At 62.2% G+C, this 14,315-nt stretch carries 14 protein-coding genes; 7 read left to right on the forward strand and 7 right to left on the reverse strand.

Going from position 1 to position 14,315, the window contains the following annotated elements; translation table 11 throughout:
- Nucleotides 1-127: 127 nt before the first annotated feature.
- From cysG to SS05631_RS05855, 5 genes are all read left to right on the forward strand, one after another.
- Nucleotides 128-1,585: a siroheme synthase CysG gene (gene cysG, locus SS05631_RS05835; RefSeq protein ID WP_037423087.1), complete on the forward strand. Its 1,458-nt coding sequence runs from the start codon at nucleotides 128-130 to the stop codon at nucleotides 1,583-1,585.
- Nucleotides 1,586-1,595: 10 nt separating this feature from the next.
- The gene (locus SS05631_RS05840; RefSeq protein WP_037423085.1) at nucleotides 1,596-1,913 is read left to right on the forward strand and encodes a DUF2849 domain-containing protein; all 318 of its coding nucleotides are present in this window, start codon (nucleotides 1,596-1,598) and stop codon (nucleotides 1,911-1,913) included.
- 14 nt (nucleotides 1,914-1,927) lie between these two features.
- Nucleotides 1,928-3,601 (forward strand): nitrite/sulfite reductase, encoded by a 1,674-nt coding sequence (locus SS05631_RS05845; RefSeq protein WP_037423083.1) that lies wholly within the window; start codon nucleotides 1,928-1,930, stop codon nucleotides 3,599-3,601.
- Nucleotides 3,602-3,627: 26 nt separating this feature from the next.
- On the forward strand, nucleotides 3,628-4,125 hold the full coding sequence (locus SS05631_RS05850; protein ID WP_037423258.1) for a DUF934 domain-containing protein: 498 nt from the start codon (nucleotides 3,628-3,630) through the stop codon (nucleotides 4,123-4,125).
- 144 nt (nucleotides 4,126-4,269) lie between these two features.
- Nucleotides 4,270-5,082 carry a ferredoxin--NADP reductase gene (locus SS05631_RS05855; protein WP_037423080.1) on the forward strand — a complete coding sequence of 271 codons (813 nt, stop codon included), beginning with the start codon at nucleotides 4,270-4,272 and terminating at the stop codon, nucleotides 5,080-5,082.
- An 88-nt stretch (nucleotides 5,083-5,170) separates the two neighbouring features.
- Here the strand turns inward: SS05631_RS05855 and SS05631_RS05860 are convergent, their stop codons facing one another.
- The gene (locus SS05631_RS05860; protein ID WP_037423077.1) at nucleotides 5,171-5,788 is read right to left on the reverse strand and encodes a GntR family transcriptional regulator; all 618 of its coding nucleotides are present in this window, start codon (nucleotides 5,786-5,788) and stop codon (nucleotides 5,171-5,173) included.
- 91 nt (nucleotides 5,789-5,879) lie between these two features.
- Here SS05631_RS05860 and SS05631_RS05865 point away from each other — a divergent pair, with 91 nt between their 5' ends.
- On the forward strand, nucleotides 5,880-6,773 hold the full coding sequence (locus SS05631_RS05865) for a dihydrodipicolinate synthase family protein (protein ID WP_037423074.1): 894 nt from the start codon (nucleotides 5,880-5,882) through the stop codon (nucleotides 6,771-6,773).
- Nucleotides 6,774-6,890: 117 nt separating this feature from the next.
- Here SS05631_RS05865 and SS05631_RS05870 read toward each other — a convergent pair whose 3' ends face one another.
- The 4 genes from SS05631_RS05870 to SS05631_RS05885 all read right to left on the reverse strand — a co-directional run bounded on the left by SS05631_RS05870 (nucleotide 6,891) and on the right by SS05631_RS05885 (nucleotide 11,160).
- Nucleotides 6,891-7,667, reverse strand: coding sequence for an amino acid ABC transporter ATP-binding protein (locus SS05631_RS05870; RefSeq protein WP_014764213.1), 777 nt, complete (start codon nucleotides 7,665-7,667; stop codon nucleotides 6,891-6,893).
- A 14-nt stretch (nucleotides 7,668-7,681) separates the two neighbouring features.
- Nucleotides 7,682-8,836, reverse strand: a complete 1,155-nt coding sequence (locus tag SS05631_RS05875; RefSeq protein WP_037423069.1) for an amino acid ABC transporter permease — start codon at nucleotides 8,834-8,836, stop codon at nucleotides 7,682-7,684.
- 4 nt (nucleotides 8,837-8,840) lie between these two features.
- The gene (locus SS05631_RS05880) at nucleotides 8,841-10,034 is read right to left on the reverse strand and encodes an amino acid ABC transporter permease (RefSeq protein WP_037423066.1); all 1,194 of its coding nucleotides are present in this window, start codon (nucleotides 10,032-10,034) and stop codon (nucleotides 8,841-8,843) included.
- Between the two features lie 100 nt (nucleotides 10,035-10,134).
- Nucleotides 10,135-11,160: an amino acid ABC transporter substrate-binding protein gene (locus SS05631_RS05885; RefSeq protein ID WP_037423063.1), complete on the reverse strand. Its 1,026-nt coding sequence runs from the start codon at nucleotides 11,158-11,160 to the stop codon at nucleotides 10,135-10,137.
- Nucleotides 11,161-11,500: 340 nt separating this feature from the next.
- On the opposite strand from SS05631_RS05885, the gene SS05631_RS05890 reads away from it, so the two are divergent.
- A complete protein-coding gene (locus tag SS05631_RS05890; RefSeq protein WP_037423060.1) occupies nucleotides 11,501-12,688 on the forward strand; it encodes a cystathionine beta-lyase in 1,188 nt (395 codons plus the stop codon).
- A 51-nt stretch (nucleotides 12,689-12,739) separates the two neighbouring features.
- Here the strand turns inward: SS05631_RS05890 and SS05631_RS05895 are convergent, their stop codons facing one another.
- Nucleotides 12,740-13,921, reverse strand: coding sequence for an FAD-dependent monooxygenase (locus SS05631_RS05895; protein ID WP_037423057.1), 1,182 nt, complete (start codon nucleotides 13,919-13,921; stop codon nucleotides 12,740-12,742).
- 28 nt (nucleotides 13,922-13,949) lie between these two features.
- Nucleotides 13,950-14,195 (reverse strand): zinc-finger domain-containing protein, encoded by a 246-nt coding sequence (locus tag SS05631_RS05900; protein WP_037423054.1) that lies wholly within the window; start codon nucleotides 14,193-14,195, stop codon nucleotides 13,950-13,952.
- Nucleotides 14,196-14,315 lie beyond the last annotated feature (120 nt).

A 14,315-nucleotide genomic window follows, 5' to 3' on the forward strand; every position in this document is an offset into this window, starting at 1 on the left:
CTCAAAAAGATTGGCTACCGAGCAAAACAATACGTGGCCGGAAAGCCATAGAAATTTCTGTTTCTTCAATTGTCTGCGGCTATGAGGGATATTCGCCGCAGCCTGTAGAAGGAGCCGTCCCCTCGATATGTCGCAGCAATTATCCGTTTTCCCGGCATTTTTCCGCGTCGCTCAGAAGAGCGTGGCGGTATTCGGCAATGGGGACGAGGCCTTCGCCAAGGTTCGGCTGCTTTTGAACACCGAGGCGCGTATCCTCGCCTATGCGGATCATCCGGAGCCGGCTTTTGCGGCTTTCCTGGAGGACAAGGGGATCGAGACGGTTCGCGAAGCCTTTGCCGATCATCAGGTCGAAGGCGCCGCACTGGTCTTTGCGGCGACCGGCGATGCGGCTGCCGACCGGGTGATCGTGACCGCGGCACGCGAGCGCAAGGTCCCGGCCAATGCCGTCGACCAGCCCGACTATTGCGATTTCCTGACGCCGGCGCTGGTCAACCGTGCCCCCGTCGCCATCGCCATCGGCACGGAAGGGGCGGGGCCCGTTCTGGCGCAGATGATTCGCGCCCAGATCGACCAGTTGCTGTCGCCCTCGCTTGGGATCGTGGCGACGCTAGCCGCGAGCTACCGCGAGGCGGTCGATCGCCTCATCCCGCGCGGCGTGGCGCGGCGCGTCTTCTGGCGGCGATTCTTCTCAGGTCCGGTGGCGGATCATGTCGCGCTCGGCGATCTCGCTTCCGCCCGCCGCGAGGCCTCCCGGCTGCTCGACGCGGCCGAGCGTGTTTCCGGCCATGTCTGGCTGGTTGGCGCCGGTCCGGGTGCCGAGGATCTGCTGACGCTGAGGGCGCAGCGGGTGATGATGGAAGCGGACGCCATCGTCTATGATGCCCTGGTGCCGCAGGCGATCGTCGACATGGGCCGCCGCGATGCCGAGCGGCTTTCGGTCGGCAAGCGCAAGGGCTGCCACACCAAGTCGCAGGACGAGATCAATCATCTGCTCGTGAAGCTCGCCCAGGAGGGCAAGCGCGTCGTGCGGCTGAAATCCGGCGATCCGCTAATCTTCGGCCGGGCCGGCGAAGAGATGGCCGCAATGCGCGAGGCTGGCGTCAGCTATGAGATCGTCCCCGGCATCACGTCGGCCTTTGCCGCCGCAGCGGATTTCGAGCTGCCGCTGACGCTTCGCGGCGTTGCATCGTCGCTGGTCTTCACCACCGGCCATGATCTAGCTGGTGACGTGCTTCCCGACTGGGCGCGGCTTGCCGTTTCCGGCGCGACGATTGCGGTCTATATGGGCCGCTCGGTCGCCGCTTCGGTGGCGGGCCGGCTGATGCAGGCGGGGCTGCCGGCGGAAACGACCGTCGCCGTCATCGAGAATGCTAGCCGCCCCGAGCGGCGCCTGCTGCACGGCATCCTCCGGGAGCTGCCGGATCTCGAGAACCGCACGGAACTCGACGGCCCGGTCATGGTGATCATCGGCGACGCGGTCGCCGGCGCGAATTTCGACCGGTCGGAGCCGCTCGCTGCCGGCCGGCGCAAGGGCGCCGGGCCGAGCGCTTCTGGCGCGCATCGCGCCGAACACATTTTGAATTGAGGACGACGTGATGGTGAGCAAGGTTTTGACGGCAAATCGCTTGGCGGACGGGATCTCCGTCTGGCTCGACGCCTCCGGCAACTGGGGGGAGTCGCTGCAGGATGCTTTTGTCGCCCGCCACGCCGAGGCTGTCGCCGCCCTCGAGGCGACCGGCAAGACCGCCTTCGCCGACAACAAGGTCGTCGACGTCAATGTCGTTGACGTGGAAGAGGTCGACGGCATACTCCGGCCGCTGCGCATGCGCGAGCGGATCCGGGCCGAGGGCCCGTCAATTTCCTATGCCGCCGGTTATCACGGGCTTTCCGGCCCCAAGAATTTTGCTGCCTGAGGACCTGAGCTTTCATGTACCGTTACGACGAATTCGACCACGCCTTCGTTTCCGCACGCGTCGAGCAGTTCCGCGATCAGGTCCAGCGGCGGCTGTCCGGTGAATTGGCCGAGGATGCCTTCAAGCCGCTGCGCCTGATGAACGGCGTCTATCTGCAGCTTCACGCCTATATGCTTCGCGTCGCCATCCCCTATGGGACGCTGTCGAGCCGTCAGATGCGCATGCTCGCCCATATCGCGCGCAAATACGACCGCGGCTACGGGCATTTCACCACGCGCCAGAACATCCAGTACAACTGGCCGCGCCTTTCCGACACGCCGGACATCCTCAAGGACTTGGCGAGCGTCGAAATGCACGCGCTGCAGACTTCCGGCAACTGCATTCGCAACGTCACGGCGGATCATTTCGCCGGTGCCGCGGCCGACGAAGTTGCCGACCCGCGCCCCTATGCGGAGATTCTTCGCCAATGGTCGAGCGTCCATCCGGAATTCTCGTTCCTGCCGCGCAAGTTCAAGATCGCCGTTACCGGCGCCGAGCGCGATCGCGCCGCGATCCAGGTTCATGACATCGGCCTGCACCTGAAGAAGGATGAGAACGGCAAGCTCGGCTTTGCCGTCTATGTCGGCGGCGGCCAGGGCCGCACCCCGATGATCGCCAAGAAGATCCGCGACTTCCTGCCGGAAGAGGATCTGCTTTCCTATACGACGGCGATCATGCGCGTTTACAACCTCTATGGCCGCCGCGACAACAAGTACAAGGCGCGCATCAAGATCCTCGTGCACGAGACCGGCGCGGAGGAACTGGCGCGTCAGGTCGAGGTCGAGTTCGCCAGCCTCAAGGACACCGAACTGAAGCTGCCCGACGCCGACATCCAGGCGATCGCCTCCTATTTTGCGCCGCCTGCACTGCCGAACCGGGCCGAAGGCTGGGAAAACCTCGCTCGCTGGAAGAAGGCCGATGGGGCTTTCGCTCAGTGGGTCCATCAGAACGTCCAGCCGCACAAGCATCCGGACTACGGCATGGTGACGATTTCGCTGAAGCCGATCGGTGGCATTCCGGGCGATGCGACCGACAGCCAGATGGAAGTGGTGGCCGACATCGCCGAGGAATACGCCTTCGATGAAATCCGTGTCAGCCATGAGCAGAACCTGATCCTACCGCATGTGGCGCTCGCCGATCTGGAGCCGGTCTATCGGGCGCTGGTCGCCGCCGGTCTCGCCACCGCCAATGCGGGGCTGATCACCGATATCATTGCCTGTCCCGGCCTCGACTACTGCGCGCTCGCCAATGCGCGCTCGATCCCGGTCGCGCAGGAGATTTCCAGCCGCTTCGGTTCGACCGAGCGGCAGGCCGAAATCGGCGAGCTGAAGATCAAGATTTCCGGCTGCATCAATGCCTGCGGCCACCATCATGTCGGCCATATCGGCCTGCTCGGCGTAGAGAAGAAGGGCGCGGAACTCTATCAGATCACGCTTGGCGGCTCCGGCGACGAGAACACCTCGATCGGCGAGATCATCGGCCGCGGCTTCGAGCCGGAGAAGGTGACGGATGCGGTGGAGACGATCGTCGACACCTATCTCGGCCTCCGCCGCGACAAGTCGGAAACCTTCCTTGAAGCCTATCGCCGCGTCGGGCCGCAGCCTTTCAAGGATGCCCTTTACGGCGGCGGCGCCCAGGAAGCCGCGTGAACGAAGCCGCACAAGGATTTGAGAAGATGACGAAAATCTGGAATGAGAGCGGCTTCTTGAACGATGATCCCTGGGTCGTCGAAACCGAAGAGACGAAGGCCGGCTCGAACGAGAAGGCAGTCCTCGGCCTCGACGCCTTCCTGGAACAGGCGGCGGCCGGCGCGTCGGGCCTGGGTGTCCTGGTCGCTCCTGCGGACGACGTGACGCGTCTGGCGCCCCACCTCAGCCAGATCGCCCTGGTGGCGCTGGCCTTCCCGGCCTTCAATGACGGCCGCGCTTTCAGCCACGCTTCGCTGCTGCGCAGCCGGCTGGGCTTCGAAGGCGAAGTCCGCGCCGTCGGCGACGTGCTGATCGACCAGATCCCGCTAATGCTGCGTTGTGGCATCGACAGTTTCGCGGTCACCAATGCAACGGCGATCAAGAGGCTCTCGGAAGGGCGCCTGCCGGGTATCGCCAATCACTACCAGCCGACGGCAAAACCGTCGGCAGACGCCAAATCCTACAGCTGGCGTCGCGTCTCTTAAAAAACGCGGCCCGCGACAGTGTGAAGCAAGCCGAAATCCCAGAAAGAGCCTATATTTGGAAGGGAATTCCTTTCAATTTGCCAAGGCTTGGAATATCCGCTCGTAGTTGATAAAAAGCCTCACCATTACAGGACTGAAGCAACAATGAATGCGCCGGCAAAAAAGGAAGATTTCGCTGTACAGGTACCGGCGGGTGTATTCGCCGAGACGGTGACCAGCGTCGAGCATTACACGGACCGGCTCTTCCGCTTCCGCATGACGCGTCCGCAGGAGTTTCGCTTCCGCTCCGGCGAGTTCGCGATGATCGGCCTGATGGTCGGCGACAAGCCCGTCTATCGTGCCTATTCGATCGCGAGCCCCGCCTGGGACGAGGAACTGGAGTTCTTCTCGATCAAGGTGCCGGAGGGTCCGCTGACCTCGCATCTGCAGACGATCAAGCCGGGTGACCAGGTGCTGATGCGCAAGAAGCCTACGGGCACGCTGGTGCTCGACGCGCTCGTGCCCGGCCGGAGGCTCTACATGTTCTCGACCGGTACGGGCATTGCGCCCTTCGCGAGCCTGATCCGCGACCCGGAAACCTACGAGAAATTCGAGGAAGTCATCCTCACCCATACCTGCCGCGACGTGGCCGAGCTGAAATACGGCTTCGATCTCGTCGAGGAAATCCGCAACCACGAGTTCTTGAACGAGATCGTCGGTGACAAGCTGCGCCACTATGCGACCGTGACGCGCGAGGATTATCCCTTCAGGGGCCGGATCACCGACCTGATGACGAACGGCAAGTTCTTCGCCGATCTCGGCCTGCCGCCGCTCGACCCGGCGATCGACCGCGGCATGATCTGCGGCTCGACCGCCATGCTGAAGGATACCAAGGAAATCCTCGAAGCGGCCGGTCTGACGGAAGGCGCCAACAACAAGCCGGCCGAATTCGTCATCGAGCGCGCCTTCGTCGGCTGACACGCCGAGCAATCGATCTGATCTGAAAAGGAGGTGCATCCAGCGGTGCACCTCCTTTTCTTTGACGGCTCGGCAAAGTTGATGCTGCCTAACCCTCAGCCAAATAATCCATCAGCTGCGACATGGACGCGGAAGCACCGGCAGCATCCGCCGCTTCGATCGCGTGCATGACCTTCACGTGGCGCTCCACCGAGCCTTTCATCTTTTCCGGCGATGCCGATGCGAACCAGATGCGGCGCGCATGGGTCTGGAGCGGCGACAGGGCCGCCGTCAGGAAGCGGTTCGGGCAGGCCTCTTCCATCACCTCGTCGAACATCTTGTCTGCCACCAGAAAGCCCTCGAGATCGCCGTGAGCGGCGCAGTCCAGCATCTGCCGCCTGCAGTCGCTCATCTCTCGGCGGGCATCGGAGCTTGCATGTTCGGCAACAAGCGCGGCCGCCACCGGTTCGAGCTGTTGACGCGTCTGCATCACATGAATCCGATCGTCCGGTCGGATGCGGCTGATCTCAAGACCGACCCTCGGGCGGACCTCGATCAGGCCCTGCCAAGCGAGTTTCTGGATCGCCTCCCGGACCGGTGTGCGGCCGTGATTGGCGAGTTCGAGCAACTGCCGTTCGGTGACGAGCGTTCCCGGCTTCAGCTTCAAGGTGACGATGAGGCGCTCGAGCGCCAGATAGGCGAGATGGGCCTGCGACTGCGACGGCATGAATGTCCTTGCGCTTGTGATATATCAGAGATTGACACAGTTCCGAAGTCATGGCAAGTTGACTGATATATCAGATCGAAGGAGGCTTCTCATGTGGCGCGGCGTATTTCCGGCAGTAACGACGAAATTCACGACTGAAGGTGGTCTCGACAAGGCCGAGATGGAGCGCTGCTTCGCGCTGCAGTTCGAGGCAGGCGTCGACGGCATGATCGTCTGCGGCTCGCTCGGCGAGAACATGACGTTGGAACCGGAGGAAAAAATCGAGATATTGAAGATCGCCAAGTCGGTCGCCGGCGGCAAGCCGGTGCTGATGACGATCTGCGAAAGCGCCACGCGCCGCGGCGAAGCGGCGGCGAGGGCAGCAGCCAAGGCCGGGGCCGACGGCTTCATGGTTCTGCCGGGCGTGCCTTATAAATCCGCGCCGGCGGAGACGCTCGCCCATATCCAGGCGGTCGCTGCCGCTGGAGGCCTGCCGATCATGGTCTACAACAACCCGGTCGCCTACGGCGTCGACGTGACGCTTTCGATGTTCGATGAACTGGCCAGAAACGAACTCGTCGTCGCGATGAAGGAATCGACCGACGACATCCGCCGCGTGACCGACGTTCTGACCCGCTTCGGCGAACGCTTCGACTGCTTCACCGGCGTAGATAACCTGGCACTCGAAAGCCTGCTGATGGGTGCCCATGGCTGGGTCGCCGGCCTTGTCGTCGCCTTCCCGAAGGAGACGGTGGCGATCTGGAAGCTGGTCCAGGCCGGGCGTCTCGAAGAGGCGAGGGCGATCTATCGCTGGTTCCGCCCGCTGCTCGACCTCGACGTCTCCACCAATCTCGTCCAGAATATCAAGCTCGCGGAAGTTTTTGCGATCGATTCCAACGATCGCGTCCGCGCCCCGCGGCTGCCGCTCGCCGGTGCAGAGCGTCGGCGGGTTGAAGGAATTATCGAGGCCGCGCTGGCAAAGCGTCCGACGCTGCCGGTTCTTTGAGGACCGGCCGGTCGACGACCGCCCATTCTCTTCACTGAGCTTCCTGGCCCGGGGCATAAATGAAAACGGCCCGTCAGTAATGACGGGCCGCTTTTCGTGCGAACTCGTACCGCGATTTCAGTGCAGGATCTGGCTCAGGAACAGCTTGGTGCGCTCATGCTGCGGGTTGTCGAAGAATTCGGCCGGCGAATTCTGTTCGACGATCTGGCCCTGGTCCATGAAGATGACGCGGTTGGCGACCTGGCGGGCGAAGCCCATTTCGTGAGTGACGCACAGCATCGTCATGCCTTCTTCTGCAAGGCCCACCATCGTATCGAGCACTTCCTTAATCATTTCCGGATCGAGCGCCGACGTTGGCTCGTCGAAAAGCATGATCTTCGGGTTCATGCAAAGCGAACGGGCAATCGCGACGCGCTGCTGCTGGCCGCCGGAGAGCTGGCCCGGATATTTGAGTGCCTGCTCGGGAATCTTGACGCGCTTTAGGAAATGCATTGCGATTTCCTCGGCCTGCTTCTTCGGCATTTTGCGTACCCAGATCGGCGCCAGCGTGCAGTTTTCCAGAATGGTCAGGTGCGGGAAGAGATTGAAGTGCTGGAACACCATGCCGACTTCGCGGCGCACTTCGTCGATCTTCTTCAGGTCGTTGGTGAGTTCGATGCCGTCGACGACGATCTTGCCCTTTTGGTGCTCCTCGAGGCGGTTGATGCAGCGGATCATCGTCGATTTGCCGGAGCCCGACGGGCCGGCGATGACGATGCGCTCGCCGCGCATCACTTTAAGATTGATGTCGCGCAGTACGTGGAAGTCACCATACCACTTGTTCATGTTGGTGATTTCGATTGCGACATCCGTCTTCGAGACGGTCATTTTTGAAGCGGTGGCCGTATTTGCCATTATATTTCCCCTTTTTATCGGTGGCTCTTGTCGAGCAGGCGTTCCATGAAGCCTGAATAGCGCGACATGCCGAAGCAGAAAAGCCAGAATACAAAGCCTGCGAAGATCAGGCCCGTCAGCGGCGTTACCGCGGACGCCCAGTTCGCGTCGCTAAAGTTCAGCCGGACAATGCCGAGCAGGTCGAACATGCCGATGATCGAAACGAGCGACGTGTCCTTGAACAGGCCGATGAAGGTGTTGACGATACCGGGGATCACCAGCTTCAGCGCCTGCGGCAGGATGATGAGGTTCATCTTCTGCCAATAGCTGAGACCGAGCGAATCGGCGCCTTCATATTGGCCCTTCGGAATGGCCTGCAGGCCGCCGCGGACAACCTCCGCCATATAGGCGGAGGCGAAGAGCGACACGCCGATCAAGGCACGAAGGAACTTGTCGAAGGTGACGCCCTGCGGCAGGAACAGCGGCAGCATGACGCTAGCCATGAACAGCACCGTAATCAGCGGAACGCCGCGCACCATCTCGATGAAGACCGTGCAGAGCATCTTGATCACCGGCATGTTCGATCGCCGTCCGAGCGCCAGCAGAATGCCGAGCGGCAGCGAAACCGCGATCCCGACGAACGAGAGGACCAGAGTGACCATGAGACCGCCCCAAAGCGCCGTCTCGACATAGGTGAGGCCGAGCCAGCCGCCGGGAAGCAGGATCGTGGCGAGGATCGGCAGGACCGCCAGCAACAGAACCGCGTTCAACCCCTTGTAAGGAATCTTTGGGATGAGCATCGGAACGAGGAACAGCACGAAGAGGATGCCGACGAGAGCGGGGCGCCACTGCTCCTCGAGCGGATAGCGGCCGAAGACGAACTGCCCGAGCTTTGCATTGACGAAAGCCCAGCAGGCGCCGCTCCAGCCTTCCGGTTGCGAGCCGCCTTGGGCGACCGTGGCGCAGACGCCGCGACCGCCGCCCGTCCATGCCGCGTCTACGAAAAGCCACTGGATCGCCGGCGGCACCAGCCATGCCAGGATGAGCAGGCTGATGATCGTCAGGACGCTGTCCTTCGGCGTGGCGAAGAGGTTCTTGCGCAGCCACCGGACGATGCCAGCTTCCAGGGCGGGGGCGGGTGAGGCTTCGATCATCGAAGCACGAACGAAGGATGCTTGTTGCGTGCTCATGTTCTCACCTCTCCACCAGCGCCATGCGGGCGTTGTACCAGTTCATGAACAGCGAGGTTGCGAGGCTCAGGCTCAGATAGACGATGAGCCAGATGCTGACCACCTCGATCGCCTGTCCGGTCTGGTTGAGGATCGTGCCGCCGACGGCGACGAGATCCGCATAGCCGACGGCGACCGCAAGCGACGAGTTCTTGGTGAGGTTGAGATATTGGCTGGTCAGTGGCGGAATGATGATGCGCATTGCCTGCGGAACGACGACCAGACGAGTCGTCAGCCTTGGGCGTATGCCAAGTGCGTGAGCGGCTTCCGTCTGCCCCTTTGAAACTCCCCGGATGCCCGCCCGGACGATTTCCGCGATGAAGGCGGCAGTGTAGAAGGACAGCGCGAGGAAGAGCGACATGAATTCCGGTCCGACGACCGAACCGCCCGTAAGATTGAATTTGCCGGCGATCGGAATGTCGAAAGTCAGCGGAGCGCCGGTCGCCAGGAACGTTATCAGCGGCAGACCGATGAGCAAGCCGAGCACGATCGACAAAACGGGCAGTCGCTGACCGGTTGCCTCCTGCCGTTGCCGGGCATAGCGGGCGAAAACGAAGCTCGCGACGACGGCGATGATCAAGGCGAACAGTGTATATTGCGAACCCTCTCCGAAGATGGCTCTCGGGAACGCAACGCCGCGATTGCTCACATAGATATCGAAAGGTAGGGCGAGCGCCTCACGCGCCTGGGGTAAGATCGCCAGAACGCCGCTATACCAGAAGAAGATGACCAGCAGCGGTGGAATGTTGCGGAACACCTCGACATAGGCGAGCGAGAGCTTGGCGATGATCCAGTTGTGCGACAGACGTCCAACGCCGACGATGAAGCCGATGATCGTTGCCGTGATGATACCGGTGATCGCCACCAGCAGGGTGTTGACGAAACCGACGACCAGAGCGCGGCCGTAGGTGGAATCGCTCGTGAAGGCGATCAGTGATTGTCCGAGATCGAACCCCGCCCGGCCGTTTAAAAAGCCATAGCCGGATGCGATGTTCGCGCGCTGCAAGTTCTCGACCGTGTTTTGGATGGTCCAGTAGACGAGAACTGCGAGGATGATGATGGTGATTGCCTGGTAGAATATGCCGCGTACCTGAGGATCGTTGATGATAGATCCCGAGGACTTGCTCTTCTCAGGCGCGTTTGTAACGCCAATGGCCATACAATGCCTCTTTCCCCGATCCGCCCTGTTTTCGGGCGTTCTTATTGTAGAACGGAGGAGCGGCGTGCCGCTCCTCCGAGACTCTCAAGCCGACCAGCTTTTAGCGGACCGGCGGTGCGTACTGGATGCCGCCCTTGTTCCAAAGCGCGTTCAGGCCGCGCTCGATCTTCAGCGGGCTGCCAGCGCCGATGTTGCGATCGAAGACTTCGCCGTAGTTGCCGACGGCTTTGATGATGTTGACGGCCCATTCATTGGTGAGGCCCAAGTCTGTACCGATCTTGCTGTCGGCTTCGACGCCGAGGAAGCGCTGAACGTCCGGGTTGGCCGATTTCTTCATCTCTTCGACATTTGCCTGGGTGACGCCGAATTCCTCGGCCTGGACCAGGGCATAATGAACCCAGCTGACGATGTCGTACCACTGGTCGTCGCCCTGGCGGACGGCCGGACCGAGCGGCTCCTTCGAGATGATCTCCGGCAGGATCATGTGATCATCCGGCTTCGAAAGGGTGAGGCGCAGCGAATAGAGGCCGGACTGGTCGGTGGTGTAGACGTCGCAACGGCCGGCATCATAGGCGGCGTTCACTTCCTCGAGCTTTTCGAAGACCACCGGGTTGTACTGCAGGTTGTTGGTCTTGAAGTAGTCGGCGAGGTTCAACTCGGTGGTCGTGCCGGTCTGGACGCAGACGGCAGCGCCGGAAAGTTCGAGTGCGGACTTCACGTTGAGGCTCTTGCGAACCATGAAGCCCTGGCCGTCATAATAGTTGACCGGGCGGAAGTTGAAGCCGAGCGCCGTGTCGCGGTTGATGGTCCAGGTCGTGTTGCGGGCCAGAACGTCGACTTCGCCGGACTGCAGCGCCGGGAAACGCTCCTTGGCGGAGGTCGGCGTGTACTTGACCTTGGTGGCATCGCCGAACACTGCAGCAGCGATCGCCTTGCAGTAGTCGACGTCGAAACCGCTCCAGTTGCCGGACGCGTCAGGGGCCGCGAAACCGGCGAGCCCGGTGTTCACGCCGCACTGGACGAAGCCCTTGGCCTTCACGTCGTCAAGGGTCGCGGCCGATGCCGCATTTGCGCCAATCCCCAAGACAGCAGCGCCAACAAGAGCTGTCAGAATTCTTCTTGCCATTTTTTTGAACCTTTTCGGTTGTTCGTAAGTTCCCGTCTGCACTGGTGCGCTCTGTCGGCGCGTGCAGCCTCAGCCACCCTCCTGGCATGAGTGCAATCTATCTCATGCTCAAAATCCATGGGGGTCAAGAGATGTTGCCGATTTTCTGATTTTCGATGTGAAAAACTGAAAATTCGTCAGAATTTTAAGCAGATTTTGCGGGAAATCGTCCGCTTCTGGATAAAAAACCGTCAGATACGCGGGGACCGGGTCGACGCCGCCGTATCGAATTTTCCCTTGACCCTCACCCGTGCCGCGTTCGATGAGTCTCCATCCAGTTTTCAACGGCGGATTCGTTAAAATGGCAGACAAGATGAGCGCGCGTGGAGAGGTCGGCATCAACACCCGCCTCGCGCATGCAGGCAACAACCCCTCCGACTTCCACGGATTCGTGAATCCGCCGGTGGTCCACGCGTCCACCGTACTTTTCCCCAATGCGAAGACCATGGAAACGCGGGCGCAGAAATACACCTACGGCACGCGCGGCACGCCGACGACCGACGCGCTCTGCGAGGCGATCAATGAACTCGAAGGCGCCGCCGGAACGATTCTCGTACCCTCGGGGCTGGCCGCTGTCACGGTGCCCTTCCTCGCCTATCTTTCGTCGGGCGACCACGCTCTGATCGTCGATTCGGTCTATTTCCCGACCCGGCACTTCTGCGACACGATGCTGACCCGGCTCGGGATCACGGTCGAATATTACGATCCGATGATCGGTACTGCCATCGAGGGCCTGATCCGGCCGAACACGCGGCTGGTGCACACGGAGGCGCCGGGCTCGAACACGTTCGAGATGCAGGATATCCGGGCGATTGCCGATGCCGCCCACCGCCACGGCTGCGTCGTCACCATGGACAACACCTGGGCAACGCCGATCTACTTCCGCCCCCTCGACCATGGCGTCGACGTTTCCATCCACGCGGCGACGAAATATCCCTCCGGGCACTCCGACGTGCTGCTCGGAACCGTTTCGGCCAATGCTGCCCATTGGCCGGCCCTTACCGAGGCGATGGTGACGCTCGGCGTCTGCGTCTCACCGGACGACAGCTATCAGATTCTGCGCGGCCTTCGCACCATGGGCATTCGCCTGGAGCGCCACCAGGAAAGCGCTCTGACGATTGCCACCTGGCTCGAGGGTCGGGACGAGGTGGAGAGGGTGCTGCATCCGGCGCTGCCGAGCTTTCCCGGGCACGAGCTCTGGAAGCGCGACTTTGGCGGGGCGAGCGGCATCTTCTCATTTGTCCTGAAGGCCGAACCCGAAACAAGCAAGGCGAAGGCGCATGCCTTCCTCGATGCGCTGTCGTTCTTCGGCCTCGGCTATTCCTGGGGCGGCTTCGAGAGCCTCGCATTGCATGCGAACCTTTCCGATCGCAAGATCGCGAAGGGCCCATCAGGAGGGCCCGTCATCCGGCTGCAGATCGGTCTGGAAGATGTTGCCGACCTGCGCCGCGACATCGAGGCAGGTCTCGCGGCGGCCAATGCCGCCTGATCGGGCCATCCGAGTGACCGGGGCAGGCGGCAGGGATTTGCTGCCTGCCGGTCAGGCCTTCTCGCGTTCCGAGGCGCCATATCCATAGAGCCAGTCGAGATCGGCTGCGAGCGCTTCCGGGCCCTTCAGCGCGAGGACCAGGTTTCGCGCGACCCTGACCGGCCCGCGGGCGTGATAGGCAAAGCGGTTGAAGGCGGCACGCTTGCGGACCCGGGCGATCCGTGCCCGGCGCGCCTGCTCGTAACGCGCGAAGGCGGCCGGAGCGTCGGGGCACTCGGCAAGACAAAGCGCCAGTTCACTGGCGTCCTCTATCGCCATCGCAGCACCCTGGGCCGCAAAGGGCGTCATCGCATGGGCGGCGTCGCCGATCAGCACGATGTCCCGCCTGTTGTGCCAGGCGCCTTCCTCGACGGTGCACAAGGGCCAATAGGTGGCCGAGCCGGAACCTTCGATCAACGATCGCAGATCGGGGTGCCATGCTTCGAAAGCGGCCCTGAATTCGCGTCGTCGCTCCGGTGATTCCTGACCCGTCCAGGCCCCCTCGGCCGGCGTGCCGCCGACGACCGCAACCAGATTGAAGCCGTCGATTTCGCGAAGCGGGTAGGCGACCAGATGAGCCTCCGGCCCAAGGAAGGCCGTGACGCGATCCGCCGAAAGGCAGCCCGTCTCTTCTGTGTTCGGCAGCAACAGCCGCCAAGCGACATTGCCGGAGAACCGGGCGGCGCCGGCGGCCGGAATAGCGGCTCTCGCCTCCGACCAGATGCCGTCGGCGCCGATGACGATTGATGGGTGGCGTCCCGTTGCCGCGGCAGCCGCCGCCACCGGATCGCCCTTGATGCGCTTGCCAAAATGCAGGCGGCAGGCCGGCTCCGACTGTACTGCGTCCAGGAGGATTTTCTGCAGGCTGGCGCGGTGCAGGACCCCGTAGGGTGCTGCCCAGCGGATGCGCGCTGCCGCACCGGCTGGGACGTCTGCTAGCGGACGCAGCGAGTGTCCGTCGACGAGCCCTATCGATTTCGGTTCGCCCCACACCGCCTCGAGCGCAGGGAGCAAGCCGAGTTTCACTAAGATGCGCGAGGCGTTCGGTGACAATTGCAGCCCGGCGCCCACCTCGTTCAGTGCGTCTGCCTGCTCGAAGATATCTGAAGCAACGCCCTGCCGCGCAAGGCACAGCGCCATTGTCAGGCCGGCGATGCCAGCGCCGACGATTGCGACGGGACCAGCCTTTTGCATCGATGTCGCGCCGGTGGCTGCGGGCAGGTCAGGCCGCCTTGGTCTCGAAGAGACAGCCCGGCGGAATCGTCTCGGTCGCCTTCAGGCTCGCGTTGTAGCGATAGAGCGTCGAGCAGTAGGAGCAGACCTTCTCGTTGTCGTCGCCCATGTCGATGAAGATATGGGGGTGATCGAAGGGAACGGATGCGCCGGTGCACATGAATTCCTTGACGCCGATCTCGATAACCCGGTGCCCGCCGTCATTCTGGAAATGGGGGATGCTGTGGCCGGCCATGTCGTACTCCGCTGAATGCAAGTCTGTATATTTTTGCCGGCACCATAGTGAGCTTTGGCGCAAATGTGTAGCAGCAATCACGACGCGCCTGTGGTTTTTGACGGGCGGGGGTTTTCGCCT

Origin of the sequence: Sinorhizobium sp. CCBAU 05631 (genome assembly GCF_002288505.1) — a bacterium.
GTDB classification, from domain to species: domain Bacteria; phylum Pseudomonadota; class Alphaproteobacteria; order Rhizobiales; family Rhizobiaceae; genus Sinorhizobium; species Sinorhizobium fredii_C.

Coding starts and splice junctions, on each gene's coding strand:
- cysG (WP_037423087.1), top strand. CDS start 128: ATGTCGCAGCAATTATCCGTTTTCCCGGCATTTTTCCGCGTCGCTCAG.
- SS05631_RS05880 (WP_037423066.1), bottom strand. CDS start 10,034: ATGGCCATTGGCGTTACAAACGCGCCTGAGAAGAGCAAGTCCTCGGGA.
- SS05631_RS05885 (WP_037423063.1), bottom strand. CDS start 11,160: ATGGCAAGAAGAATTCTGACAGCTCTTGTTGGCGCTGCTGTCTTGGGG.
- SS05631_RS05895 (WP_037423057.1), bottom strand. CDS start 13,921: ATGCAAAAGGCTGGTCCCGTCGCAATCGTCGGCGCTGGCATCGCCGGC.
- SS05631_RS05850 (WP_037423258.1), top strand. CDS start 3,628: ATGACGAAAATCTGGAATGAGAGCGGCTTCTTGAACGATGATCCCTGG.
- SS05631_RS05875 (WP_037423069.1), bottom strand. CDS start 8,836: ATGAGCACGCAACAAGCATCCTTCGTTCGTGCTTCGATGATCGAAGCC.
- SS05631_RS05860 (WP_037423077.1), bottom strand. CDS start 5,788: ATGCCGTCGCAGTCGCAGGCCCATCTCGCCTATCTGGCGCTCGAGCGC.
- SS05631_RS05865 (WP_037423074.1), top strand. CDS start 5,880: ATGTGGCGCGGCGTATTTCCGGCAGTAACGACGAAATTCACGACTGAA.
- SS05631_RS05840 (WP_037423085.1), top strand. CDS start 1,596: ATGGTGAGCAAGGTTTTGACGGCAAATCGCTTGGCGGACGGGATCTCC.
- SS05631_RS05890 (WP_037423060.1), top strand. CDS start 11,501: ATGGCAGACAAGATGAGCGCGCGTGGAGAGGTCGGCATCAACACCCGC.
- SS05631_RS05900 (WP_037423054.1), bottom strand. CDS start 14,195: ATGGCCGGCCACAGCATCCCCCATTTCCAGAATGACGGCGGGCACCGG.
- SS05631_RS05855 (WP_037423080.1), top strand. CDS start 4,270: ATGAATGCGCCGGCAAAAAAGGAAGATTTCGCTGTACAGGTACCGGCG.
- SS05631_RS05870 (WP_014764213.1), bottom strand. CDS start 7,667: ATGGCAAATACGGCCACCGCTTCAAAAATGACCGTCTCGAAGACGGAT.
- SS05631_RS05845 (WP_037423083.1), top strand. CDS start 1,928: ATGTACCGTTACGACGAATTCGACCACGCCTTCGTTTCCGCACGCGTC.